Source organism: Kitasatospora sp. NPDC048540 (assembly GCF_040651175.1).
Lineage (GTDB): Bacteria > Actinomycetota > Actinomycetes > Streptomycetales > Streptomycetaceae > Kitasatospora.
Genome location: NZ_JBEZIR010000001.1, coordinates 312244 through 335904, shown reverse-complemented (window position 1 = coordinate 335904; position 23661 = coordinate 312244). Strand labels below are relative to the sequence as shown.

The window sequence follows — 23661 nt, the reverse complement described above, 5'->3', positions numbered from 1 at the left end:
CCCGCCCGGCGGCCTGGAGGCCCGCGGGGCGGGCGGCCGGCTCACCGGCCGGCCGCCGCGTTCGGCGTGGCCGCCGGGCTTCCGCCCTCGGCCCCGCCGGTGGCCAGCCGGGCGAGTGCGGCCCGCAGGAACGGGCTGGGCACCTGGTAGCCGCCCTCCTCCCGGAGCGGGGCTGGCCGGGCGGCCTCCCCGGCCGGGCGGGCGTCCGCAGCGGGCGCCGCCTCGTCGGGGCGGCCGCGGCGGGCGGCGACCGAGCGGGCCCGGTCCAGGTAGGCGTCGTCGTCGCCGGACCCGGTCCGCTCGCCGTTGCGGTCCGCCGAGCCGGCGGCGGCCCGGTCACCCGAACCCTCCGCCGTGCGGTCCGCCATCCGGTCGGCGGCGCCGTCGGTGGCGGCCGCGGCCGGGTCGGTGGGGGCGTCGCTGTCGGCCGGTGCGGCGTCGGGGCCGAGCAGGGCGGTGGCGAGCTGGTTGAGCAGGACGTTCTCGTTGGGGGCGGCCTGGGCCTCCTCGGCGGGCGGCGGTGCGTCCGCCGCGTCGGTGCGGGCGGAGTCGAGCCACTGCCGGCGCATCCGCCGCCAGCGGCGGTCGTTGTGCTCGAAGTGGCCGGCCTGTCCGTCGACGCCGGCGTCGGAGAGCGCCAGCTCCTCCTCGTCCTCCGGTCCGTTCTCGCCGAAGCGGCTGGGCCGCACGAAGCGGTTGCCGGTGCTGCGGCCGCCCTTGCCGCCGCCGGCGCCCGGCATGCCGCCGGGGCCGTGGGCGCCGCCCATGCCGCCGGGTCCGGTGGTGCGGGAGGTGCCGGTGCCGGTCGTGCCGGTGCCGGTGCCGCCGCGGCCGGACGCGCCGGCCGTGCCGCCGAGCCCGGAGCCGGAACCGGAGCGCACACCATCGCCGGCGCCCGAGGCGACCGACAGGCCCGACTTCCCGGGGACGATCCGGCCGCCGGCGGCGGAGACCGAGCCGCCGCGCCCGACGCCGCCGCCGGAGCCGGAGAGCCCTCGTCCGGCGCCGCCCGCGGTGCCACCGCCGCCCACGCCGACGCCGCGCGCACCGCCGGTGCCGCCGGTGCCGGCGACGGTGCCGATCTTGCCCGGGGTCGCCCCGATGGGGGTGTACCGGGAGGGGCTGGTCGGCCGGCTGCCGCCGGGAGCGCCGCCGAGCGACCCGCGCCCGCCGAGCGGCCCGCCCCCGGCGAACGGCGAGCCGCCACCGAACGGGGAACCGCCACCGAACGGGGAGCCGCCCAACGAGGGACCCACTGACGCCGGGGCGGTGGGCGAGCCCCCGGGTCCGCCCGACCACGGGTTCAGCTTCGGGGGGTTGTACGTGCTGCCGTTGCCTCCACCGCCACCGGTGCTGCCGGTCAGCCCGGCCAGGCCGAGGCCGGGCGAGCTGCTCGGCTTGAACACCGGCATCCCGCCACCACCCCCGCCACCGCCACCGCCGGTGCCGAAGGTGCCCGCACCGGGTATCGTCCGGCCGACTGGTGAGGGCGCCTGGAACGGCTGCAGGGAGGCGAGTTGGGGCTTGTACGGGCTCGCCGAGCCGCCGCCACCGCCGCCGAACTGGCCGCCCGGCATCCCGCCCCCGCCGAAGCCCCCCGCCCCGCCGGAGCCGTCCGGAAAGCCGGATCCCGGGCCGCCGGGACCGCCCAGCGCGCCGGGTGCGTCCGGCATCGCGGCACCGGGGCCGCCGCCGTACGGGACTCCGCCGGCCAGGGTCATCGAGTCGAGCCCGGTGGGGTGCTGGAGGGTGGTCGGGTCGAGGACGCCGTCCGGCAGGGTGCGCGGGGTGGCGCCGGAGCCACCGGACCCGCCGGAACCGCCGAGGGTGGCGACCTGTCCGGCGCTGGTCATCCGCTCGACGTGCCCGGCGCTCTGCCGCAGCATCGTGTCGACGCTGGAACCGACCTGCCCCACGTACGTGTTGTAGGTGTCCGCCGCCGTCTTGATGCCCTCGGACTGCGCGATGTCGTCGTGCTTGCCCGCCGGGTTCTGCTCCATGTAGTCCTTGGCGTACTGGAGCTCCCGGACCATCTCGGTCTTGGTCTGGCTGACCGCCTCGTGGGCGCCGCGCAGCGACTGCGCCATCGCGGCCCCGGCGTCCAGGGTGGTGGCCGCGTGCGACTGGTCGTTGCCCGCGTACTTGCGCAGGTAGCGCTCGAAGCTGTCGGCGGCGGCACCGGACATGTTGGACATCGCGCGGTTCGCGCTGGCGACGATGGTGCGGACGGCGGGCTCGGCGGCCTTGTTCCAGGCGTCCCAGGCATCGGCCAGCTCGGCCAGCAGCTCTTCGTCGGCGTCGGGGAAGAGGATGCCGGAGCCGTGTTCGTTGCTCTGGACGACCTTGAGTACCTCGGCGAGGTCGGGCGGGAGCTCGATCATGACGGGTCGCTCTTTTCGGCTGGCTGGCCGGCTGGCCTGGGGCGGGCGGTGTGACGGGGGGAGAAATACGGTGTTTCGAGTCGTTGCTGACGGAACGTCCGCCGGGCGGGCGTCATTCCGCGGGTTCCGGCCCCGCGTCGGCCTGGCTGGAGCCGGACGGGGGATTCGGGGCCGGAGCGGCCGCAGCGGCCGGGCGTCCCGGATGCTGCGGCCCTCGACGTGGCACTAGAGGAGCATGTGCCCGCCGGCCGGAGCGTGCGGCTCCGGATCCGGGTCGGAGTCGCGCTCGTTGTACTCCAGGTCGGGCTTGTCCGGGTTGTGGAACTCCGGCGCGGGCTCACCCGAGGTGGTCAGGGTGACCGGGTCCTTCTGCGGTACGCGGGGGGTGATGTGGGCGGGGGTGACGGGGACCGGGTCACCGTCGGCGCGGGAGCCGTTCAGCCGCCGCAGCTCGGTGGCCTGCGCGTCGTCGGTCTGCCGGTACTGCTGGCACATCAGCTCCAGGTTGGCCGCCAGCTGGGCCGAGTTCGCGAGGTACTTCTTCACCCCGTCGAAGACCTGCTGCTGGTGCTCGGGAATCCCGCCGACGGACGAACCGCCGCCGGTCAGCGACTTGCCGACGGCGTCGGTGCCGTAGGCGGTCGGCTTGATCTGCTTGATCACGGCCTCCAGCCTGGCGGTCGGCGCCTCCATGTCGTCGAGCATGGTCCGGATCGCCTTGGCCGCCGCCTCGACCTCGTCGAGATCGATCTGGAACGATTTTCCGCTCACGGTGCTGCCCACCCTCTCCCCCCAGGCTCCCGCCCGGTCCCGTCCGGCCCGGTCCCACTCTGTCCCGGACCTCTAAACGATCACAAAACGCCGTCCCCGGTCAGAGCACGGTCGCGCCGCCCGGGCCCACCACGTGCAGCCCGGCCTCGCCGAAGGCGATGGCGAGCGGGATCCGGTCCAGCCCGGCCTCGTTGAGCAGCGTGCCGCTGGAGACGTGCCACAGTCGCAGGGTGGCACGCTGGTCGCCCGCCGCCAACAGGGCCTCGCCGTCGAGGTTCTGGAGGACCATGCTCCGCACCGCGGCGTCGCTCCCGGCGAACTCCGCGGCCCGGCTGCCGTCCTGGGCGTCCCACAGCAGGACGCCGCCCGCGGCGCCGCCGCCGAGGACCACCTGACGGTCGCCCAGCAGGCCGAACGCGAGCGTCTCGACGGCTCCGGCGAGGCCGGTCAGTTCGGGTCCCGGGCGGCCGTCCAGGGCGTCCCAGAGCCGTACCACGCCGTCCGCCCCGCCGGTGGCGAGCATCCGGCGTCCCGCGACCGCGCCGACGGCCAGCGCGGTCACCCCGCGCGGGTCGGCCGCCAGCCGCAGCAGCGGGCGGCCGGTGACGGCGTCGCGGACCCGGACGGTGCCGTCCGCGCCGACCGAGACCAGCAGCGCGTCGCCGTCCTCGGCGGGGTCGGCGAACGCCAGTCCGGTGACCGCGCCGGTGTGCGGCGTCGGGACGGACAGCGGCACGCCGTCCCGCGGGTCGAGGCAGCGGACCGCGCCGACGGCGGTACCGCACACCACCAGGGTCCGGCCCTCGGTGGGGCACAGCGCGACCGAGGTGACCGGGCCGCCGTCCGGGGCGGTGACCAGCAGTTCGGTCCGTAGGGTCGCGTCCCACAGGCGCAGGGTGCCGTCGCCGTAGCCGGCCGCCAGCACCGGGCGGCCGTCCAGTTCGCCGGCGGCCAGCGCGTTGACCGGGTAGCCGGACCCGTCCGGGGTGCACTCGCCGAGGGCGGCACCGTTGTCCGGGTCCCAGAAGGCCAGTCGGCCGCTCTCGTCGCCGGTCGCCAGCACCAGCCGCCCGGCCGGGCGGACCGCGGCCACCCCGGTGAGCCAACGGCGCTCGGAGGTCCAGCCGTTGAGGGCCTTGCCGGTGAACACGTCCCAGGTCCGGATGGTGCCGTCGAGGGCGCAGGAGGCGAGCAGCGGATCGGCGTCCGAGGTGAGGAAGGCGAGCCCGGTGACCGTGGCGGAGTGGCCGGTCAGCACCGCGACCGGCTGCCCGGTGGCGAGGTCCCAGAGCCGGATCGAGCCGTCCAGCCCGGCGGAGGCCAGCAGCGCCTGGTTGCCCAGCGCGAGGACGGCGAGCACGGTCACCCGGTCGGTGTGGCCGACCAGCAGGTGGAGCTGCTCGCCGGTGGCGGCGTCCCAGACCCGGACCACCGCGTCGTCGCCGGCCGCCGCCACCAGGTCGAGGTCGGCGCAGCGGGCGTGGCACAGCGCGGTGGCGCCGCGCCCGGCGACCGGCAGCAGGCCGAGCGCCCGGCCGTCCTCGGCGTGCCAGGCCTGGACCTCGCCCTCGCGGCCGGCCGAGAAGACCAGCGGGACGCCCTGCACCGTACCGGCGGTGACGGCCTGTGCGCCCTCGCCGCCGGCGGTGCCGTGCAGCAGGGCGCCGGTGGCGGCGTCCCAGACCTGGACGGCGCCGTCCTCCCCGCCGACCGCGAACAGCTCGTGGCCGCCCGCCGCGCCGAGCGCGACGGCGGTGGGCAGCACGCCGGCGTCGGTGTCGGAGCCGCCCAGCGGGACCGAGCCCTCCAGGGCCGCCAGGCCGAAACCGAGGCCGGGCTCGGCCAGCGCGTAGGCGGGCCGGCCGGCCACCGTGCCGATGACGGCGGCGGGGCGGGAGCTGGGTTCGGCGGGCGCGGGGTCGGGTTCGTCGAGTGCGATCAGTGCGCTGGGCAGCCGGCCGGCCGCGGCCGGGTCGATCAGCTGGGCGGCCAGTGCCTCCAGGGCGTTGCCGACGCCGGGCAGCGGGGCGGCCGTGGCGTCGTCCCAGACCGTGTCCCCGGCCGGCAGTACGCCGAACACGGCGAGCCGGCGGGCGGCGGAGGGTGCGGCGAGGCCCGGGTCGGCCGGGTCGAGGCCCGGGCGCGCCTTGCGCAGCGCCGACAGGATGCGCTTGAGCAGCGCCGGGTCGATCCGCCCGGTGCGTACCACCAGGGTGTCGGCGGTGCGGCGGCCGGCCCGGACGGTGCCGTCGGCGCCGACGGCCAGTTCGACGTACCCGGCCGGCAGCGTCTCGTCCCCGGTGGTCAGCAGCAGGCCCGGGCCCCCCGGCGCTTCGGGCGCCGTCCCCTCGGGCACCGTCTCGTCGACCGGAGTTCCGGCTTCCTGCGACATTTCGCTCTCCTCTCGACGGGTGTCCCGTCGGTACGCTCGCCGCGAAACGCCCCCCGCGCGCGATCCTGAACCGGCGTCAGCAAAGGTCCTCGGGTACAAGGGTGGCGTACACGGCGTCGTGCAGCCTCTGGGTCCTGGAACTGCGGAACAGCTCCGAACGGAAGCCCGCACGGCGGAACCCGATATACGCACCAACCACCTGAACCGGCATGTTATCGACCGCAGCGTACGCGTCAATCCGCCGGAGCCCCAACTGCTCGAAGCCGAACCGGCAGACGAGGCGCAGCGCGGAGCTCGCCACCTTCATGCTGCGTGCCTCCGGCAGCAGCCAGACGGCGGCCTCGGCGGCGGCCTCGGCGGGCCGCAGGTCGACCAGTTCGGCCCAGCCGACCGACGGGCCGTCACCGAGGGCCACCGAGAAGTAGGCCGCCCGGCCCTCGGCCCAGAGCAGTGGGGGGACTTCGGCGATCCAGCGTTCGGCCGACGCCAGGTCCTGATGCGGGATCACGCCCTGCATGAACTCGCGGACCAGCGGGTCGCGGGTGCCGGCCAGCACGGTGGCGGCGTCGCGGGCCTCGGGGCGGCGGATCATCACCTGATCGTCCGTCAGAACCGGCACGGGAAGCGTGTTCAGTGGGCGCACGGTCAGCCCCCTTCGACGCGCCGGGGCGGCCATCAGATCACCTCTACGCGCGAAGATCAACCCGCCGCCCGGCGGGGGTGACCTGCACTCCGGGCGCACCCGGCGCCGCGTGCGCCACGGATCGGACACGAAGCGCCCGGCCCGTCCACCGTACCCCGCCGGAGTGTCCGCACCGGCCGCCCGCCACCCGCCGCCGACGGCCGCCCGAGGACTTCACGCACCTGTTACCGACTGGTAACGATCCGCTCGACCGCCGTCCGCACGCGGCCGCCGGACCCGGTCTCCCCCTACGCCGGGCAGCGGCTCACCCCGGCGCCACCCGCAAAGGTGACCCGGTCACCCTCCGGCCCGCGCCACCGTCCCGGGTGGCCCGGCCCGGACGAAAACTGACGGTATGGTGCGAAAAACCCAGGAAACTACCCGCCCGAGGTGTTCCCGTGCTCTGGCCCCTCGTCAGTCTGCTCGCCGTCGGCCTCGTGACCCTGGCGGCCGGGTGGGTGGTCGACCAGGCCCTCCAGCGGGCCGCGGCCAGGCACCCCGACGCACCGCTGTGGCCGCTGCTGCGCCGCTGCCGGGCGCCGCTCCAACTCGTCCTGCTGGCCACCCTGCTGCTCGCCCTGCGCCCGGTGGAACACCTGCTCGACCTGACCGACGACCGGGTCCGGCACGCGCTGCTGCTGGTCCTCATCGCCGCACTGGGCTGGCTGACGGTCCGGGGGCTGGCCGCCGTCCTCGGCGCGGTCCTCGGCCGGTACGAGACGGTCACCGAGGACGCGTCCCGGATCCGGCGCGTGCACACCCAGCTCGGCCTGCTGCGCCGGGTGCTCGACGCGCTGGTCTGGGTGGTCACGCTGGCCTCGATGCTGCTGACCTTCACCGCGATGCGCACCATCGGCGCGAGCCTGCTGGCCTCGGCGGGCATCATCGGCATCGTGGCCGGCATCGCGGCCCAGTCCACCCTGGGCAACTTCTTCGCCGGACTGCAGATCGCCTTCAGCGACACCGTCCGGATCGGCGACACCGTGGTGGTCGACGGCCAGCAGGGCACGGTCGAGGAGATCACCCTCTCCTACCTGGTGCTGCAGCTGTGGGACCACCGGCGTCTGGTCGTCCCGGTCTCCTACTTCGTCGGCAAGCCGTTCGAGAACTGGACCCGGCGCGACCCCGGTCTGCTGGCCTGGGTACTGCTGCACGTCGACCACACCACGGCCGTCGACGAGCTGCGCGAGGAGTTCCGCCGGGGACTGTCCCTCAGCCCCGGCTGGGACGGCCGGGAGTGGTACCTCCAGGTGGTCGACACCACCCCGAGCACCCTGGTGGTCCGGGCCGCGGCCACCGCCGCCACCCCGGACGACGCGGCGGAGCTGCGCTTCGCGATCCGCGAACGGCTGGTCGCCCATCTGCGGGACCGCCACCCGGCCGCACTCCCCCGGATCCGCACCGGCGACGGCCCGCCGGACGACGGCCCCTGACCACACCCCTCAGCACCACACCCCGCCTCAGCACCAAACCCCGCGGTACGGGTCGGCGATCAGGTGCGCGACCAGCTCCGTGCCGTCGTCCGAGGGCCCGAAATCGAGGAACACCACGGTGCCGGCGGCCTCCCTGGCGTAGCACCGCCCGGCACCGGGCCGCTCGGGCTGCGGCTGCCAGCCCTGCCGTCGCACCTCGGCCGTGTAACGGTCCGCCGCCTCGGCCATCGGGACGGACGGCCGGTACCGCTGCCGGACCTCCACGTGCCGGTCGTCCTCGTCGCAGCCGCCGGCCTCGGGCGGCCCGACCGGTTCGAGCCCTGCCGGGTGCGCGGGCAGGACCTGCTCGGACACCAGCCGCGGGCCGAGCCGCCGGTCCGCCGCCGAGCAGCCGTACAGGCCGCCGGTGGCGGCCCACCACACACCGGCACCGGCCAGCAGCGCGGCGGCGGCCAGCCCCGCCTCGATCTTTCTCGCCTTGGTCATGAGCAGGCAGGGTAGAGGGAGGCGGGGAGCGGTCCGGCAGGCGGGTACGGGGCCGAGCCGTGTCCGGCAACTCGCGCCGGATCAGCGCGCGGCGCTGCACGCCCGGCCGGACGTGCCGGCGAAGCGCCCTCGTACCGGGTCGTACTCGGGCGTTTCGCCGGTGCGTCCAGGCGGGCACCCACCGCCGTGCGCCCGGCGGGACCTGTCGGACACGGCCTAGAGCACCCGGGTCATCGTCCGGTGCGGGATGCCCGCGTCCTGGTAGACCGGGCCCTCCGCTGCGTAGCCGAGCCGCTCGTAGAAGCCGAGGGCCTGGACCTGGGCGTGCAGTTCCAGTTCGACGGCGCCGCGCTCGCGGGCCGCCTGCTCGATCGCCCGGACCAGCCGCGCGCCGAGCCCGGTGCCGCGGGCCTCCTGCCGGACGGCGAGCCGGCCGAGCAGCACCCGGCCCTCGACGCCGGTGAGCTTGAGCGCGTCGGCGCCGTGGATCAGCCGGCCGGTGCCGAGGGCGTGGCCGTCGGCGGCCACCGCGAGCAGGTGCACCGCGGTGGCGTCGAGGTCGTCGTACTCGAGCTCCTCGGGGACGCTCTGCTCGACCACGAACACCTCGTACCGCACGCCGCGCACCAGGTCCAGGTCGGCGCCGCCGGCGGCCTCACGGATCTCGGTCATGCCGCCCTCCTTCAGCTCTCGGAGGAGATGATGTCGAGGGCCTTCTGCAGGTCGGCCGGGTACTCGCTGTTGAACTGCACCCACTCGCCGTCCGAGGGGTGCTCGAAGCCGAGCTGGACGGCGTGCAGCCACTGGCGGGCCAGGCCGAGCCGCTTGGCGAGCGTCGGGTCGGCACCGTAGGTGAGGTCACCGACGCAGGGGTGGCGCAGCGCGGACATGTGCACCCGGATCTGGTGGGTGCGGCCGGTCTCCAGCTTGATGTCCAGCAGCGAGGCGGCCCGGTAGGCCTCGATCAGGTCGTAGTGGGTGACGGACGCCTTGCCGTCCCGGGTCACCGCCCACTTCCAGTCGGAGCTCGGGTGGCGGCCGATCGGCGCGTCGACGGTGCCGCTCATCGGGTCCGGGTGGCCCTGGACCAGGGTGTGGTACTTCTTCTCGGTGATCCGGTCGTGGAACTGCCGCTTGAGGTCGGTGTAGGCGCGCTCCGACTTGGCGACCACCATCAGGCCGGAGGTGCCGACGTCCAGGCGGTGCACCACGCCCTGGCGCTCGGCCGCGCCGGAGGTGGAGATCCGGTAGCCGGCGGCGGCCAGGCCGCCGATCACGGTGGTGCCGGTCCAGCCGGGGCTGGGGTGGGCGGCGACGCCGACCGGCTTGTCGACGACCACGATGTCGTCGTCGTCGTGCACGATGCGCATGCCCTCGACGGGCTCGGCGACGATCTGCACGGGCGAGGCGGGGGCGGGGATCTCGACCTCCAGCCAGGCGCCGGCGGTCACCCGGTCCGACTTTCCGGCCACCGCCCCGTCGAGCGTCACCTTGCCGTCGGCGGCCAGCTCGGCGGCCTTGGTCCGGGAGAAGCCGAACATCCGGGCCAGGGCGGCGTCGAGTCGCTCGCCCTCCAGGCCGTCGGGTACGGGGAGGCTACGGGTCTGCGCTGCGGTACTCACCCGTACGAGTATGCCGGACCGCGAGTGCCCGCCCGACCCGCGGGCGCGGGCCCCGGCGCGGCCGGGTCCGGTCGCTACTCGGTGCGGTCGGTGGTGCCGGCGGCCGCGGTGTCGTCCTTGGCCTTGGCCGGCTGGTGGCTGGTGCCGTCCGGGTTGGAGCCGCGGAAGGAGAGCAGGACGACCAGGATGCCGCCGCAGACGATCGCCGAGTCGGCGAGGTTGAAGACCGCGAAGTGCTGCACCGAGACGAAGTCGACGACGTGGCCGCGGAAGACACCGGGCGAGCGGAACAGCCGGTCGGTGAGGTTGCCGAGGGCGCCGCCGAGCAGCAGGCCGAGCGCGACCGCCCAGGGCAGGCTGTACAGCCGGCGGGCGATCCGCCAGATCACCACGATGACGGCGGCGGCGATGGCGGTGAACACCACGGTCATCGCCTGGCCCATGCCGAAGGCGGCGCCGGGGTTGCGGATCACCTGGAAGGTCATGATGTCGCCGATCACCCGGATCACCGAGTGGTCGGGCTCCAGGCGGGCGACCACCAGCAGCTTGGAGACCAGGTCGATCACGTACGCCAGCAGGGCGACGGCCAGCAGGACGCCGATCCGGCGGCGGCGGACCGCGGCCCGCGCTCCGCCGGCTGCGGTGGCACCGACCGCGGTGGCACCGCCCGGCTCGGCGGCTGCGCCGTCGGCGGGCTCGGCGATCTCGTCCAGGGCGCTCTCCGGCTCGTGCGGCACACGCGCGGTCGGGACGGCGTCGTCCTGGGTCTGGGGGGAACCTGGAGTGCTGATGATCCGCTCCGCTGCCTGTACAAAGTGGACCGGCCGGGTGGGCCGACGTTACGGGGACGAGCGTACGGCAATGACCAGCCGGACCGCCCGTCTCCCGTCTCCCGGGCCGGGGGTCAGCGGCGTTCCTGCTTGGCCTTGCAGGTGACGCAGAGCGTCGCCCGCGGGAAGGCCTGCAGCCGGGCCTTGCCGACCGCCTGGCCGCAGGACTCGCAGATGCCGAAGCCGACGCCCTCGAGTCTGGCCAGCGCCCGCTCGGTCTGGGCGAGGCTGTCGCGGGCGTTGTTGGCGAGCGCGAGCTCGCTCTCCCGGTTGATGTTCTTGGTGCCGGCGTCGACCTGGTCGTCGCCCGCGCCGTCGTTGGAGTCGCGCATCAGGCCGGTGATGGCGGCCTCGGAGGCCTCGATCTCGGCGACCAGCCGCTCCAGGTCCGCGTTCAGTTCGGCGTGCAGCTCGGCCACCTCGGCCGTGGTCCACGGCTCCTCGCCCGGGCGGACCGGCAGCTCGGCCGGGTCGACCGACTCGGCGCCGCCGCCCCGGGCGCCGGTGGCGGCCGGCACGTGGGTGCGGCTGGTGGTCGCGGAATGGCCGGTGGTGGTGCTGGTCTTACGCCGTGTAGTGCTCACGGTCCCCTCCCCTGGGTCGCCTGCCACAGCCTTGCGCGCCCGCTTGGTGGCGGTACCCGCACCTGTTGCCTTCTCAGCCATGGCTTCGACCTCATTTACGAATAATTCGAACCGCCGGTTCCCGGCGGTCTCCGGTGCCGGAACGATAATCCCCATCGAATCCGGCCACAACGGGACATACCGATACGCTCCGTGGAACCCACTCGGGCAGCCGTGACCGCTCGACCCGCACCCCGTTGCTGCCCAAGTTGTGCCCAGATCGTCATCCGCTAATCTCACGGCGCGTAGCGAACGCTGCGAAACCGGGTTGCCGGGGCCGATACACTGGGGCCTGCGAGGCGCTGATGGGACGAGTACCGACGTACGCAGCCGAGAGCGACCCGGGGACGGTGTGAGCCCGGGGGTGTGCGCGGCGGGAAGATCACCCCGGAGCCGCCGGAAGAGGGGCCCTGGGCCCGGTAGACCCGGCAGCAAGCCCTAAAACAAGAGGGCCGCAGGCACCATCGCGGTCAAGGAGGGTGGTACCGCGGGACGGCACGCCGTCTCGTCCCTCCGTCGGAAGCCAGTCCACGCATCCGCCGGAGGTAGACGCCCCCCATGACCACCTACAACGCCGTCCCCGCGCAGGTCGACCTGCCCGCGCTGGAGCACCGGATCCTGAGCTTCTGGCAGGACAACAAGGTCTTCCGGCAGAGCCTGGAGCAGTCCGAGGGCCGCCCCGAGTGGGTCTTCTACGAGGGCCCGCCCACCGCCAACGGCATGCCCGGCGCGCACCACATCGAGGCCCGCGTCTTCAAGGACGTCTTCCCGCGCTTCCGGACCATGAAGGGCTACCACGTCGCCCGCAAGGCCGGCTGGGACTGCCACGGCCTGCCGGTCGAGCTGGCCGTCGAGAAGGAACTCGGCTTCTCCGGCAAGCAGGACATCGAGGCGTACGGCATCGCCGAGTTCAACGCCAAGTGCCGCGAGTCGGTCACCCGGCACACCGACGAGTTCGCCAAGCTCACCGAGCGGATGGGCTACTGGGTCGACCTCGACGAGGCGTACCGGACCATGGACCCGGAGTACATCCAGTCCGTCTGGTGGTCGCTCAAGCAGATCTTCGACAAGGGCCTGCTGGTCCAGGACCACCGGGTCGCCCCCTGGTGCCCGCGCTGCGGCACCGGCCTGTCCGACCACGAACTGGCCCAGGGCTACGAGACCGTGGTCGACCCCTCGGTGTTCGTCCGCTTCCCGCTGACCTCCGGCCCGCTGGCCGGCCGGGCCGCGCTGCTGGTGTGGACCACCACCCCGTGGACCCTGGTCTCCAACACCGCCGCCGCCGTGCACCCGGACGTCACCTACGTGGTGGCCACCGACGGCACCGAGCAGCTGGTCGTCGCCGAACCGCTGGTCGGCAAGGCGCTCGGCGAGGGCTGGGAGACCACCGGCGAGTCCTTCACCGGCGCCGAGATGGAACGCTGGGCGTACACCCGGCCGTTCGACCTGGTCGCGATCGAGGACGCGCACTACGTCCTCAACGCCGACTACGTCACCACCGAGGACGGCACCGGCATCGTCCACCAGTCCCCCGCCTTCGGCGCGGACGACCTGGCGACCTGCCGCAAGTACGGCCTGCCGGTGGTCAACCCGGTCCGCGCCGACGGCACCTTCGAGGAGGACGTCCCGCTGGTCGGCGGCGTCTTCTTCAAGAAGGCCGACGAGACCCTGGTCGCCGACCTCCAGGCGCGCGGTCTGCTCTTCCGCCATCTGCCGTACGAGCACAGCTACCCGCACTGCTGGCGCTGCCACACCGCGCTGCTCTACTACGCGCAGCCGTCCTGGTACATCCGCACCACCGCGGTCAAGGACGCGCTGATCCGGGAGAACGAGGCCACCAACTGGTACCCGGAGAACGTCAAGCACGGCCGCTTCGGCGACTGGCTGAACAACAACATCGACTGGGCGCTGTCCCGTAACCGCTACTGGGGCACCCCGCTGCCGATCTGGCGCTGCGAGGAGGACCACCTCACCTGCGTCGGCTCGCTGGCCGAGCTGGGCGAGCTGACCGGCACCGACCAGGACGCCCTCGACCCGCACCGCCCGTACATCGACGACGTCACCTTCGGCTGCCCGCAGTGCTCCGGCACCGCCGTCCGGGTGCCCGAGGTGATCGACGCCTGGTACGACTCGGGCTCCATGCCGTTCGCCCAGTACGGCTACCCGTACAAGAACAAGGAGCTGTTCGAGAAGCGCTACCCGGCGCAGTTCATCTCCGAGGCGATCGACCAGACCCGCGGCTGGTTCTACACGCTGATGGCGGTCGGCACCCTGGTGTTCGACAAGAACGCGTACGAGAACGTGGTCTGCCTCGGGCACATCCTCGCCGAGGACGGCCGCAAGATGTCCAAGCACCTGGGCAACATCCTGCAGCCGATCCCGCTGATGGACCAGCACGGCGCCGACGCCGTGCGCTGGTTCATGGCCGCCGGCGGCTCCCCCTGGTCGGCCCGCCGGGTCGGCCACGGCACCATCCAGGAGGTCGTCCGCAAGACGCTGCTGACCTACTGGAACACCGTCGCCTTCCAGGCCCTGTACGCCCGCACCGCCGACTGGTCGCCGTCCGCCGCCGACCCCCGCCCGGCCGACCGTCCGCAGCTCGACCGCTGGGTGCTCTCCGAGCTGAACACCCTGGTCCGCGAGGTCGACCTCGCGCTGGAGTCGTACGACACCCAGCGAGCCGGCAAGCTGCTCTCCGGCTTCGTCGACGACCTGTCCAACTGGTACGTCCGGCGCGGCCGCCGCCGCTTCTGGCAGGGCGACGCCGCGGCGCTCGCCACCCTGCACGAGGCGCTGGAGACGGTCACCCGGCTGATGGCACCGCTGACCCCGTTCATCACCGAGCAGGTCTGGCAGGACCTGGTCGTCCCGGTCGCGCCCGACGCCCCTGCCTCGGTACACCTGGCCACCTGGCCGGTGGCGGACGAGACCCTGATCGACACCGAGCTGTCCAGGCACATGGCGCTGGTCCGCCGCCTGGTCGAACTCGGCCGCGCCACCCGCGCCGAGTCCGGGGTCAAGACCCGCCAGCCGCTGTCCCGCGCCCTGATCGCCGCCCAGGGCTGGGACGAGCTGCCGGCCGACCTGCGGGCGCAGATCACCGAGGAGCTCAACGTCTCGGTGCTGGAGTCGCTGGCGGAGGTCGGTGGTTCGCTGGTCGACACCACCGCCAAGGCCAACTTCCGGGCACTCGGCAAGCGCTTCGGCAAGGGTGTCCAGGACGTCGCCAAGGCGGTCGCCGCCGCCGACGCCGCCGCCCTCGCGGCCGACCTGCGCGCCACCGGCACCGCCACCGTGACGCTGGACGGCGAGTCCATCGCGCTGACCCCCGACGAGGTGATCATCACCGAGACCCCGCGCGAGGGCTGGGCCGTCGCCAACGAGGCCGGCGCCACCGTCGCCCTCGACCTGACGATCACCCCGGAGCTCAAGCGGCTCGGTGTCGCCCGCGACGCCATCCGCCAGATCCAGGAGGCCCGCAAGAACTCCGGCCTCGACGTCGCCGACCGGATCGTGCTGCGCTGGCAGTCCGCCGACGAGGAGACCGCCGGGGCCATCACCGAGCACGGCGGCCTGGTCGCCGAGGAGGTCCTCGCCACCGACTTCGCCACCGGCCCCGCCGACTGGGAGTCCGAGACCTTCACCGACGAGTCCCTCGGCCTCACCTTCCAGCTCCGCAAGGCCTGACCCCGCCCCCGCACCACCGGTGGCCGCCGCTCTCCCCCACGGGAGTCGGCGGCCACCGCCTTTTCCCCGCCGCCCCACCCCCGGGGGCACCCGCCCTCTCCCAGGAGCGCAACGAACGCCCCGCGCCCCCACCCGCTCGCGCAGTCCCACCGCCCGCCTCCCCCGCCCCGCAGGGCCACGCACGAGGGCGCCCCCGCCGTGACCGTGGTCACAGAAGGGGCGCCCTCGACGGTGGTGCTGTTTAGTTGTCGCCGTCCTCGTCGATGAGGAAGCCGCGCATCGGCGCCGGCGCCTGCTGCATCGGCTGCGGAGGCTGCGGACGGACCGCCGCCATCGGCTGGGTCATCCCGGCGGGAGCCATCTGCGGAGCGCCGTTGCCGACACCCGACTGGCCACCGAAGGAGGGCTGGCCGCTGCCGCCGCCGAAGGAGCTCTGTCCGCCGAAGGACTGGCCGCCGCCGAACGACGGCTGGCCGCCGAAGCTCGGGGTGGCGCTGCTCATCGAGGACGCACCGGTCTGCGCCATCGACGACGCGGCCGGCGGCAGCGAAGCGGTGGCGGGGATCCGCGGCGGGGCGAGCGAGTCGTCCGCCTGCGACTCCAGCTGGCGCAGCTGGGTCTCCAGGTAGGACTTCAGGCGGGTGCGGTACTCGCGCTCGAAGGCACGCAGGTCCTCGACCTTGCGCTCCAGCGTCGCGCGGGCGGACTCCAGCGAGCCCATCGCCACGCGGTGCTTCTCCTGCGCGTCCCGCTCCAGGGCGTCGGCCTTGGCGCGGGCGTCCCGCTCCAGACCCTCGGCGCGGCTGCGGGCCTCGCCGACGATCTTGTTGGCCTCGGACCGGGCCTCGGAGATCGCCTGGTCGGCGGTCTGCTGGGCGAGCGCGAGCACGCGGGCCGCGCTGTCGCCGCCGGGGCCCTGCTGCTGCTGCGGCATGGGTGCGCCGAGCGGGCCGCCGAGCTGCTGCCCCATCGGGCCGCCCATCGGCTGCAGCTGCTGGCCGCCCATGGGCTGGCCCATCTGCTGCTGGCCCATCTGCTGCATCGGGTTGCCCATCGGCTGCAGCATCTGACCGCCCATCGGCTGCACCAGCTGCTGCTGGCCGCCCATGGTCTGGCCCATCTGCTGCTGGCCCATCTGCTGGCCGAGCTGCGGCTGACCCATCTGCTGCTGGCCCATCTGCTGGCCGAGCTGCGGCTGACCCATCTGCTGCTGCATCGGGCCGCCCTGACCGGCCGGAAGCTGCGGGGCGCCGGACGGCAGGCCGAGGGGCTGGTTGCCCATCTGCTGCTGCGGGCCGCCCATCTGCTGCGGACCGGGGCCCTGCTGCTGGCCGGGCACCGGCGGGCCGGATATGGCGGCGGGCACCGGGGCGCCCGGTCGGGCGTCCTGGGGCTGCTGCTGCTCCTTGCGCATGTTGGCCTGGTTCTGCGCGGCAGCACGGGTGGCCGCCGCCAGCTTGGCGCGCAGGTCCTCGTTCTCGCGCAGCAGGCGTGTCAGCTCGGCTTCGACCTCGTCGAGGAAGGCATCGACCTCGTCCTCGTCATAGCCTTCGCGCAGCCGGACGGTCGTGAACTGCTTGTTCCGAACGTCCTCGGGGGTCAATGGCATCTCTTCACCTCAACGTGATCGTCGGCACTCCGGAATCCTGTCGCATCGCTCACACCGACAGGGACCGCACGAGCGAGATCAGGACATACACAATGATCATCAGAACGAAGAAGGACAGGTCGAGCGCCACGCCCCCGAGACGCAACGGCGGGATGAACCGCCGAAGAAGCTTGAGTGGCGGATCCGTGACAGTGTACGTGGCCTCCAGGACCAGGACCATGGCCTTGCCGGGTCGCCACGAGCGGGCGAACTGGAAGACCCAGTCCATGACGAGTCTGAAGAGCAGGATCAGCAGGAAGACGGTCAGCGCCCAGTAGAGCACCGCGCCGACGATCCCCATCTCGTCTCCCTCTCCCCCGCCAACATTCCGTCAGTCACACACTGTTGCTCGATCCACACATAAAGTCGTGGCCGGGTCAGCTCTGGTTGAAGAACCCACCCTCGGCGATCCGAGCCTTGTCCTCCGCCGTGACATCGACGTTAGCAGGAGACAGGAGGAACACCTTCTGGGTCACGCGCTCGATACTGCCGTGCAGACCGAAGACGAGTCCAGCGGCGAAGTCTACGAGGCGCTTCGCGTCGGTGTCGTCCATCTCGGTCAAATTCATGATCACAGGGGTCCCGTCACGGAACTGTTCCCCGATGGTACGGGCCTCGTTGTAGGTTCGAGGGTGAAGTGTGGTGATGCGGTAGGGCTCTCGTTCGTTCACTACCTTGGGCATGATCACCGGGGCGCTCTTCTCCACGTTGTGGCGTCGGTCGGGTGTGATGGACGACACGGGAGCCATCCGCGGCGCCTCCTGCCGGATCGGCACGGCGGCCGGCACCGGCTGGGGGGCGATGTGGGCGACCGGCGCCGGGGCGGGCTGGGTGGCGGCCGCGGACCTGAGGTCCTCGGTGCGGCCGGTCCGGATCGGCTCGGGGTCCGAGTCGTAGTCGTCGTCGGGGTCGTACCCCTGGCCGTCGTACGTCTCGTCCTCCACGAGGCCGAGGTAGACCGCCATCTTGCGCATTGCGCCGGCCATGCTCCTGTCTCCTCCGCTCTGTGGTGGATCGGCTCCGACCACGGTCTTCACCTGCGGTCTCCGCCACCCGCTCACGGGCCATCGGGCTGACGGCCCGTCAGGCCGGGAGCATGGGGGTTGCGGAGGTGCGATCCACGGTTCGCTAGCGCTCTGAAAAGCTGCTAGGTTCTGTCCTATTTTGTCCTGCAGTCTGATCTACTACCCGGTGACGTTACCCGAGCGGTGACCGCACTCCGAGTACCGCCGTCCCGACGCGTACATGTGTCGCTCCGGCCGCCACGGCCTGTTCCAGATCGCCGCTCATCCCTGCCGAAACCATCGTGGCAGCAGGATGGGCCGCGCGTACGGCGCTTGCGATTTCCGCCAGCCGCCCGAAGGCCGCCGCCGGATCGCCGGCCAGCGGGCCGGAGAGCGGAGCGACGGTCATCACACCGGCCAGTTGCAGCCCGGGCGTGTCGGCGATCAGGGCGGCCAGTTCCGGCACCTCGGCCGGCGCGACCCCGGCCCGGTGCTCCCCCTCGCCGGCCTCCTTGTCGAGGGCCACCTGCACCAGGCAGCCGAGCGGCGCCCGTTCGGCCTTGAGGACGGCGGCGGAGAGCGAGCCGACCAGCCTGGGCCGGTCGACCGAGTGCACCAGGTCCGCGTAACGGACCACCGAGCGCACCTTGTTGGTCTGCAGCTGACCGACGAAGTGCCAGGTCAGCGGCAGCTCCACACAGCGATCGGCCTTGGGCGCGGCGTCCTGGTCCCGGTTCTCCGCGACGTCGGTGACGCCGAGGGCGGCCAACAGCGCGGTGTCCTCGGCCGGGTAGGTCTTGGTCACCACCACCAGCGACACCTCGGAGCGCTCCCGCCCGGCCGCCGCGCAGGCGTCGGCGATCCGCCGCTCGACCACCTCCAGGTTGGTGCCGAGCTGCTCGTAGCGGGCGCGCTGCTGCTGCGTCAGGCCGGCCAGGAACGCGCTGCTTCCCGGGAACGGTCCGTAGAGGTCGTTCGTCATCAGAGTTCAGGGCCCAACCAGACGTGGCTCGCGAGCCGGCCGGCGTTGCTCGCGACAGTAGGAGTGGTGACCGACCGGCTCAAGGGTGCAGACAGATGATCGCACCAATTCGGTGGTCCTGCGGTCCACCTATCGCCCCGCCACACCGGCGGGTCCCCCCGATGCCGCCGGCCGCCGCAGGGGCGGCCGACGGGCTCGCAACACCACGGTGCCCACCCCGCGGCCCCGCCGGTCGGGCGGGGACGGAGTGAGCACCGGGCCGGACCGTCCGTCAGGACGGCCGGGGCTACTTCAGGAAGTCGGGGACGTCCAGCTCCTCGGCCGGGCTCTCCACGTACGGCTGACGGGCCGGCTGCACCTGCGGCGGCACCGGGGAGGCGGTCGCCGTGACCGGGGCGCTCTCCGACTGGCGGGCGCCCTCCTCGCCGCGGGCGGTCACCGAGCCGATGGCGCCGTAGGACGGGCGGGTGGCGGGGCGCTCGGGCGCGGCCGCCGGGGCCGGGGTGGAGGCGGACTTCACCACCGGCTCGCGGACGATCGCCGGCGGCTGGCCGCCGTCGAAGCCGGCCGCGATCACGGTGACCCGGACCTCGTCCCCGAGCGCGTCGTCGATGACCGCACCGAAGATGATGTTCGCCTCGGGGTGGGCCGCCTCGCTGACCAGCTGGGCCGCCTCGTTGATCTCGAACAGGCCGAGGTCGGAACCGCCCGAGATGGAGAGCAGGACGCCGCGGGCGCCGTCGATGGACGCCTCCAGCAGCGGCGAGGAGATCGCCATCACGGCGGCCGCCTTGGCGCGGTCCTCGCCGCGGGCCGAGCCGATGCCCATCAGCGCGGAGCCGGCGTCGGACATCACGGACTTGACGTCGGCGAAGTCCAGGTTGATCAGACCCGGGGTGGTGATCAGGTCGGTGATGCCCTGGACACCGGAGAGCAGCACCTGGTCGGCCGAGCGGAACGCGTCCAGCACGCTGACCTGGCGGTCCGAGATGGACAGCAGCCGGTCGTTGGGGATCACGATCAGGGTGTCGACCTGCTCGCGCAGCGAGGCGATGCCGTCCTCGGCCTGGTTGGCCCGGCGGCGGCCCTCGAAGGTGAAGGGGCGGGTGACCACACCGATGGTCAGCGCGCCGAGCGAGCGGGCGATGTTGGCGACGACGGGCGCGCCGCCGGTGCCGGTGCCGCCGCCCTCGCCGGCGGTGACGAAGACCATGTCGGCCCCCTTGAGGACCTCCTCGATCTCCTCGCGGTGGTCCTCGGCGGCCTTGCGGCCGACATCGGGGTTGGCGCCGGCGCCGAGGCCCCGGGTGAGTTCACGGCCCACATCGAGTTTCACGTCGGCGTCACTCATGAGGAGGGCCTGCGCATCGGTGTTGATCGCGATGAACTCGACGCCCTTGAGCCCGACCTCGATCATCCGGTTGATGGCGTTGACACCACCGCCGCCGATTCCGACGACCTTGATGACTGCGAGGTAGTTCTGGGGTGCTGCCACGTCGAAGGCCTCTCGCCTCGAATTTCCGGGTCGGCTCCCTGTGTTGGTGAAGGCCGACGGATGTCGATGGGTGGGGAGCGCGCTTTCGAACGGATTGTCCGAAATGCCGACCACCGACCCGAACCCTGAACTTGAGGTTTAGGGTTACCGCTGCGCCTGTGTCACATCACTGTCTGACACAGCCTGGTGAAACAGGACAGTAGGTTGCGGGACGGCACGTGTTCAACGAACACGCCGAGCTTCCCTTTTTTCTTTTGAGCCTATGTGATCATCGACCCCTCGGCGAAACCGGGGTGACCACCAAGAGTCGGACCGGGGTCCCGACCCCGTCAATACCGCCCTCAGGCACAGAACTTACCGGATCATCCCGACACAGCCGGTGCGTCCGGCGCACTCACGTCATAATTCGACGCCTTCCGGCCGAGCAGCGCGGTCAGCACCACGGCCTTGCGCGCGGTCCGCTCCGGACTGCCCCAACGCACCGTCACCCCGTCGCGCAGCTGGAGCCGGATGTCGTCCCAGGAGTGCACCTGGACCGCGCCGGCCCGCTTGGCGACCTCCGCCGGCAGGCCCGCGGCCACCGTGACGGCGGCCCGCACCAGGGCCGGCCGGTCGATCACGCCCAGCGCCTCGTTCGCCTGCGCACTGAGCTGGAGCTCCACCACCGGTACGCCGTCCGGGGGTTGCGGTTCGTCGGCGAACTCCTTGCCGCCCGCGTCCACCTGCAGGTACGTCCCCCGGTCGGTGTGGACCGCGGCCACCGGCCGCCGTTCGGTCACCTTCACCCGGAGGGTGTGCGGCCAGCCGCGCCACACCTCGACGCCGGCCACCCTGGGCACCGCGGCGACCCGCTTCTCCACCGCGGCCAGGTCCACCCGGGCCAGCGGCCGGCCGTCCTGCACCCCGGCCGCCCGGCGCACCTCGTCCTCGCTCAGGTGCCCGCTCTGCAGGCCCTGGACGGCGACCTCGCGCACGTCCAGGGCCGAGGAGAGGAACACCAGCCAGCCGAGCGTGCCGGCCACCAGGGCGGCCAGCACGCACAGCACCACGACGCCCCGCCGGGAGAGCCGGATCCGGGGAGCGTGCTCCTCGGCGTCCTCCTCGTCCCGCGGCGAGCCGTCGAGGACCGGCGCGTCAGCCACGTCGGCGGCCGCCCCGGGCGGCATCGATCGCCTCGTAGACCATGCCGACCAGCAGCTCGTCGGCGTCCCGGCGGCCGAACTCGGCGGCCGCCCGGCTCATGTCCCAGAGCTTGCGCGGGTCGGTGAGCACCGGCAGGACGTTCTGCAGCACCCAGTCCGCGGTCAGCTCGGCGTCGTCGACCAGCAGGCCGCCGCCAGCCTTGACCATCGGCTGGGCGTTCAGCCGCTGCTCGCCGTTGCCGATCGGCAGCGGGACGAAGGCGGCCGGCAGGCCGACGGCGGCCAGCTCGGCGACGGTCATCGCGCCGGCCCGGCACAGCATCAGGTCGGCGGCGGCGTAGGCGAGGTCCATCCGGTCCACGTACGGCACGGCCCGGTACGGCGGCATCCCGGGGATGTCGTCGATCTGCGGCAGCTCGTTCTTCGGGCCGACCGCGTGCAGGATCTGCACCCCGTACTGCTGGAGCCGGGGGGCGATGGCCTGGATGGTCTCGTTCAGCCGGCGGGCGCCCTGGGAGCCGCCGGAGACCAGCAGGGTGGGCAGCCGCTGGTCGAGCCCGAAGTAGTGCCGGGCCTCCGGGCGGACCGCGTTGCGGTCCAGGGTGGCGATGGTGCGGCGCAGCGGGATGCCGATGTACCGGGAGTCGCGCAGCTTGGAGTCGGGCGTGGAGACGGCGACGAAGTCGCTGTACCGGGCGCCGATCTTGTTGGCCAGGCCGGGGCGGGCGTTGGCCTCGTGCACCACGATGGGCACCCCGGCGCGCTTGGCGGCCAGGTAGGCCGGCATCGCGACGTAGCCGCCGAAGCCGACCACGGCGTCCGCCTTGACCCGCTCGATGATCTCCTGGGCGGCCCGGACGGTGCCGCGCAGCCGGCCCGGGACGGTGATCAGCTCGGGCGTGGGCTTGCGGGGCAGCGGGACGGCCGGGATCAGCTCCAGGCTGTAGCCCCGCTCGGGGACCAGTCTGGTCTCCAGGCCGCGCTCGGTGCCGAGCGCGGTGATCCCGATCGACGGGTCGTGCCTGCGGAGGGCGTCCGCGAGGGCCATGGCCGGCTCGATGTGGCCGGCGGTTCCGCCGCCGGCGAGTACGACATGCACCGAAATTCACCGCTCCCTGCGCGGCGGCCGGGTGGCCTTGCGCGCTGTGGTCCGTCGTCGTGGCAGCACCCGGGCCAGGACGGGCCTGAGCCGGGAGTTCGAGCTCCGGGCGGCCATGGCCGCCTTCGCCCCCGGGGAGCTGCGCGCGAAGCAGAGCAGCACGCCGATGGCGCACATGGCCGACAGCATGGCGGAGCCGCCGTACGAGAACAGCGGGAGCGGGACGCCCGCGATGGGCAGGAGTCCCAGTGCGGAGCCCAGGTTGACCACGGCCTGCGCCATGATCCACGTGGTGGCCGCTCCCGCGGCGTAGCGGACGAACGGGTCCTTGGTGCCGAGAGCCACACGGATACCCGCATACCCTAGTGCCGCGAAGAGGCCGAGTACCGACAGCGTCCCCACCAGGCCGAGTTCCTCGCCGGTCGCGGCGAAGATGAAGTCGGTGTGGGCCTCCGGCAGCTGGCCCCATTTCTCCACGCCGGCGCCGAGTCCGGAGCCGAACGGGCCGCCCGCGGCGAAGGCGTACAGGCCGTGCAGGGCCTGGAAGCAGTTGAGGTTCGGGTCCGGTTTGGTGACGCCGACACAGCCGAGCCGGTCGAGCCGGTGCGGCACGGTGATGATCAGTGCGGTGCAGGCGACCACCGCGATGCCGAGGGTCGCGGCGAACAGCCGCATCGGGGCGCCGACCATCCACAGCAGGCCGAACAGCATCCCGATCAGGACCATGGTGGTGCCCATGTCGCCACCGACCATGATCAGCAGCATCAGCAGCACGGTGCCCGGCACCAGCGGGACCAGCAGGTGCTTCCACTGGTCGAGCATGTGGGTCTTCTGCTTGCGGGCCAGCAGATCGCCGCCCCACAGCACCAGGGCGAGCTTGGCGAACTCCGAGGGCTGGATCTGGAAGAAGCCCAGGCTGATCCAGTTCCGGTTGCCGTTGACCTGGGTGCCGATGCCGGGCACCGCGACCAGCACCAGGCCCGCCAGCACCCCGAACAGCACCGGGTAGGCCAGTGCCCGCAGGCCCTTGACCGGGGCCCGGGCCAGCAGCACCGCGATGGCGGCGCCGAGCAGCAGGGCGACCAGCTGCTTGCGGAAGAAGAAGGTCATCGGCAGGTGGTTCTCGGTGACCACGTTCTGCGACGCGGAGAAGACCATCACCAGGCCGAGCACGACCAGCAGCAGGGTGGAGCCCAGGATCAGGTAGTACGGCGTCAGGGGCCGGTCCAGGGCGTAGCGGAAGCCGGCCCGGAAGGCCCGGGCGCGGGCGATCGGCCCGGCCGACTTGAAGGTGGTGGTGGTCGCCGAGATCAGTCTGAGCGGTGAGGACCGCTCGGGTGGGGCTGTGGTGCCCGCCTTGCCGTCGCCCGCCACGTCTCCCCGC

19 protein-coding genes are annotated in these 23661 nt (G+C 73.1%); 2 read left to right on the top strand and 17 right to left on the bottom strand.

Translation table 11 applies throughout. The annotated features are described in order from the left end of the window. Positions 1-41: 41 nt before the first annotated feature. The 4 genes from AB0D08_RS01690 to AB0D08_RS01675 form a co-directional block, all read right to left on the bottom strand. A complete protein-coding gene (locus AB0D08_RS01690; RefSeq protein ID WP_359885910.1) occupies positions 42-2381 on the bottom strand; it encodes a hypothetical protein in 2340 nt (779 codons plus the stop codon). 225 nt (positions 2382-2606) lie between these two features. Further along, positions 2607-3152 carry a hypothetical protein gene (locus AB0D08_RS01685; RefSeq protein WP_359885909.1) on the bottom strand — a complete coding sequence of 182 codons (546 nt, stop codon included), beginning with the start codon at positions 3150-3152 and terminating at the stop codon, positions 2607-2609. A 100-nt stretch (positions 3153-3252) separates the two neighbouring features. Continuing rightward, a complete protein-coding gene (locus tag AB0D08_RS01680; RefSeq protein WP_033820606.1) occupies positions 3253-5544 on the bottom strand; it encodes a WD40 repeat domain-containing protein in 2292 nt (763 codons plus the stop codon). 76 nt (positions 5545-5620) lie between these two features. Continuing rightward, positions 5621-6220: a GNAT family N-acetyltransferase gene (locus tag AB0D08_RS01675; RefSeq protein ID WP_359885908.1), complete on the bottom strand. Its 600-nt coding sequence runs from the start codon at positions 6218-6220 to the stop codon at positions 5621-5623. Between the two features lie 404 nt (positions 6221-6624). Here AB0D08_RS01675 and AB0D08_RS01670 point away from each other — a divergent pair, with 404 nt between their 5' ends. Further along, positions 6625-7659 (top strand): mechanosensitive ion channel domain-containing protein, encoded by a 1035-nt coding sequence (locus tag AB0D08_RS01670; RefSeq protein WP_359885907.1) that lies wholly within the window; start codon positions 6625-6627, stop codon positions 7657-7659. A 27-nt stretch (positions 7660-7686) separates the two neighbouring features. Here AB0D08_RS01670 and AB0D08_RS01665 read toward each other — a convergent pair whose 3' ends face one another. The 5 genes from AB0D08_RS01665 to AB0D08_RS01645 form a co-directional block, all read right to left on the bottom strand. Next, a complete protein-coding gene (locus AB0D08_RS01665; protein ID WP_033820608.1) occupies positions 7687-8145 on the bottom strand; it encodes a hypothetical protein in 459 nt (152 codons plus the stop codon). A gap of 216 nt (positions 8146-8361) precedes the next feature. Continuing rightward, a complete protein-coding gene (locus tag AB0D08_RS01660) occupies positions 8362-8817 on the bottom strand; it encodes a GNAT family N-acetyltransferase (protein ID WP_033820609.1) in 456 nt (151 codons plus the stop codon). A gap of 11 nt (positions 8818-8828) precedes the next feature. Beyond that, positions 8829-9767, bottom strand: coding sequence for an RluA family pseudouridine synthase (locus AB0D08_RS01655; protein WP_033820610.1), 939 nt, complete (start codon positions 9765-9767; stop codon positions 8829-8831). Between the two features lie 74 nt (positions 9768-9841). After that, complete coding sequence (gene lspA / locus AB0D08_RS01650; RefSeq protein ID WP_359885906.1) at positions 9842-10504, bottom strand: signal peptidase II; 663 nt, start codon at positions 10502-10504, stop codon at positions 9842-9844. Positions 10505-10671: 167 nt separating this feature from the next. After that, complete coding sequence (locus AB0D08_RS01645; protein WP_233289032.1) at positions 10672-11181, bottom strand: TraR/DksA family transcriptional regulator; 510 nt, start codon at positions 11179-11181, stop codon at positions 10672-10674. Between the two features lie 597 nt (positions 11182-11778). On the opposite strand from AB0D08_RS01645, the gene ileS reads away from it, so the two are divergent. Then, positions 11779-14907, top strand: coding sequence for an isoleucine--tRNA ligase (gene ileS / locus AB0D08_RS01640; protein WP_033820612.1), 3129 nt, complete (start codon positions 11779-11781; stop codon positions 14905-14907). Between the two features lie 241 nt (positions 14908-15148). Here the strand turns inward: ileS and AB0D08_RS01635 are convergent, their stop codons facing one another. The 8 genes from AB0D08_RS01635 to ftsW all read right to left on the bottom strand — a co-directional run bounded on the left by AB0D08_RS01635 (position 15149) and on the right by ftsW (position 23549). Next, positions 15149-16516, bottom strand: a complete 1368-nt coding sequence (locus tag AB0D08_RS01635) for a DivIVA domain-containing protein (RefSeq protein ID WP_359885905.1) — start codon at positions 16514-16516, stop codon at positions 15149-15151. A 49-nt stretch (positions 16517-16565) separates the two neighbouring features. Further along, positions 16566-16856, bottom strand: a complete 291-nt coding sequence (locus AB0D08_RS01630; RefSeq protein ID WP_033825326.1) for a YggT family protein — start codon at positions 16854-16856, stop codon at positions 16566-16568. A 76-nt stretch (positions 16857-16932) separates the two neighbouring features. Further along, on the bottom strand, positions 16933-17541 hold the full coding sequence (gene sepF, locus AB0D08_RS01625) for a cell division protein SepF (protein ID WP_033825327.1): 609 nt from the start codon (positions 17539-17541) through the stop codon (positions 16933-16935). 211 nt (positions 17542-17752) lie between these two features. Further along, entirely contained in the window at positions 17753-18541 is a 789-nt protein-coding gene (locus tag AB0D08_RS01620; RefSeq protein ID WP_082527183.1) for a YggS family pyridoxal phosphate-dependent enzyme, read from the bottom strand. A 286-nt stretch (positions 18542-18827) separates the two neighbouring features. Then, positions 18828-20036: a cell division protein FtsZ gene (gene ftsZ, locus AB0D08_RS01615; protein WP_359885904.1), complete on the bottom strand. Its 1209-nt coding sequence runs from the start codon at positions 20034-20036 to the stop codon at positions 18828-18830. Between the two features lie 362 nt (positions 20037-20398). Beyond that, the gene (locus AB0D08_RS01610) at positions 20399-21178 is read right to left on the bottom strand and encodes an FtsQ-type POTRA domain-containing protein (protein WP_158515653.1); all 780 of its coding nucleotides are present in this window, start codon (positions 21176-21178) and stop codon (positions 20399-20401) included. Beyond that, entirely contained in the window at positions 21171-22277 is a 1107-nt protein-coding gene (gene murG / locus AB0D08_RS01605; protein ID WP_033825329.1) for an undecaprenyldiphospho-muramoylpentapeptide beta-N-acetylglucosaminyltransferase, read from the bottom strand. Before murG ends, AB0D08_RS01610 begins: the two co-directional genes overlap by 8 nt. Positions 22278-22283: 6 nt before the next feature. After that, positions 22284-23549: a putative lipid II flippase FtsW gene (gene ftsW, locus AB0D08_RS01600; protein ID WP_233289402.1), complete on the bottom strand. Its 1266-nt coding sequence runs from the start codon at positions 23547-23549 to the stop codon at positions 22284-22286. Positions 23550-23661 lie beyond the last annotated feature (112 nt).

Excerpts from the sequence above, each read along its gene's own strand:
- AB0D08_RS01690 (WP_359885910.1), bottom strand. The coding sequence starts at position 2,381 with ATGATCGAGCTCCCGCCCGACCTCGCCGAGGTACTCAAGGTCGTCCAG.
- AB0D08_RS01680 (WP_033820606.1), bottom strand. The coding sequence starts at position 5,544 with ATGTCGCAGGAAGCCGGAACTCCGGTCGACGAGACGGTGCCCGAGGGG.
- AB0D08_RS01675 (WP_359885908.1), bottom strand. The coding sequence starts at position 6,220 with ATGGCCGCCCCGGCGCGTCGAAGGGGGCTGACCGTGCGCCCACTGAAC.
- AB0D08_RS01665 (WP_033820608.1), bottom strand. The coding sequence starts at position 8,145 with ATGACCAAGGCGAGAAAGATCGAGGCGGGGCTGGCCGCCGCCGCGCTG.
- AB0D08_RS01660 (WP_033820609.1), bottom strand. The coding sequence starts at position 8,817 with ATGACCGAGATCCGTGAGGCCGCCGGCGGCGCCGACCTGGACCTGGTG.
- ileS (WP_033820612.1), top strand. The coding sequence starts at position 11,779 with ATGACCACCTACAACGCCGTCCCCGCGCAGGTCGACCTGCCCGCGCTG.
- AB0D08_RS01635 (WP_359885905.1), bottom strand. The coding sequence starts at position 16,516 with ATGCCATTGACCCCCGAGGACGTTCGGAACAAGCAGTTCACGACCGTC.
- AB0D08_RS01630 (WP_033825326.1), bottom strand. The coding sequence starts at position 16,856 with ATGGGGATCGTCGGCGCGGTGCTCTACTGGGCGCTGACCGTCTTCCTG.
- sepF (WP_033825327.1), bottom strand. The coding sequence starts at position 17,541 with ATGGCCGGCGCAATGCGCAAGATGGCGGTCTACCTCGGCCTCGTGGAG.
- AB0D08_RS01620 (WP_082527183.1), bottom strand. The coding sequence starts at position 18,541 with ATGACGAACGACCTCTACGGACCGTTCCCGGGAAGCAGCGCGTTCCTG.